General features: G+C 46.3%; 2 protein-coding genes. One reads left to right on the forward strand and one right to left on the reverse strand.

The genetic code is table 11. The annotated features are described in order from the left end of the window. A partial coding sequence (locus BIZ39_RS21885; protein ID WP_262385842.1) for an AAA family ATPase occupies positions 1 to 249 on the forward strand: 249 nt, incomplete at its 5' end. A gap of 67 nt (positions 250 to 316) precedes the next feature. Here BIZ39_RS21885 and istB read toward each other — a convergent pair. Continuing rightward, positions 317 to 1,090 carry an IS21-like element helper ATPase IstB gene (gene istB / locus BIZ39_RS21890; RefSeq protein ID WP_222936755.1) on the reverse strand — a complete coding sequence of 258 codons (774 nt, stop codon included), beginning with the start codon at positions 1,088 to 1,090 and terminating at the stop codon, positions 317 to 319. Between the last annotated feature and the right edge of the window lie 97 nt (positions 1,091 to 1,187).

Genomic DNA, 1,187 nt, shown 5'->3' on the forward strand with positions numbered 1-1,187 from the left:
GTGTCATACATACAAGCTCATCTGGTTGAAAATGATATTCTCTATCCCCGCCATATTATCGAGAATTATCTAACTCTGCTTAGAACGAAAGATTTGATTATTCTTGCGGGTGACTCTGGCTCAGGTAAGACAAACCTAGTTAAGTCATTTGCAAAAGCCGTCGGTGGTAAATCCGTTATTGTGCCCGTTAAACCTAACTGGACATCCAGGGAAGATTTATTGGGATACTATTGTCGATTGGCACCCTAATAGATCCACCCATTTGCGGCGTAATGGATCCACTTTAAACCGTCATTTTCGCCCTCAAACAGGGGGATTATTTCTTGCTTTTTTCTCCTCGTCCAGTCTGATTTTTGTTCTCACGTAATTTGCGATAGCTTTCGCCCTCTAAAACCAATCGATAGGCATTGTGTCTGAGCCGATCGAGCGTGGCAGCACCAAGCAGTTTATTTGGGAATGCCTGACCCCATTCGCTGAAGTCCAGGTTGCTGGTGATGATTGTAGATTTTTGTTCATATCGTTCATCGATTAAGTCGTGGAAGTCTTCATCCTGAGGGGATTTAAGAGGCTTTAAACCGAAGTCATCAATGATGAGTAGGTCTACTTTAGCTAACGTCTGGAAGCGTTTCTCATAGGTATTCGTGGCTCTGGCTGCATGCAAGTTCGCAAGCAGTTTTGCCTGAGTGAAGAACAGTACATCTATGCCTTTTTGTACAGCACAATGCCCGATGGCTTGTGCCAGATGGCTTTTGCCCGTGCCGCACGGGCCTGCGAGCAGCACCGCCACATGTTCATCAATAAACCGGCAATCAGCCAGTTCATTGATATAGGCGCGGTTCAAATTGGGATTAGCATTCAGATCGAAGCTTTCCAGGGTTTTATTGCTCCTAAAGCCGGCACGTCGCAGACGTGTGGCATACTTTTTCTGATCACGCCTTGCCACTTCGTCCTGCACCAGTAAAGCCAGGAAGTCGGGATAACTGAGTTGATGTTCAATGGCCTCACGATTACGCATCGTTAATGAGTCCGTCATACCAGAGAGGCGCAGTTGTTTCAGTAATGGCGTGAGTTCGGGGATCGGGTTGATCATGGGGTTCTAGGGATTTTCCCCTCTAAAAAGACATAATCCTCTGTAGACCACACCAATAAATGGCTGCGGAGGTGGTTTACTTTCAGCTTGGAGCCTA

Origin of the sequence: Alteromonas sp. BZK5, assembly GCF_014349115.1 — a bacterium.
GTDB classification, from domain to species: Bacteria; Pseudomonadota; Gammaproteobacteria; order Enterobacterales; family Alteromonadaceae; genus Alteromonas; species Alteromonas macleodii.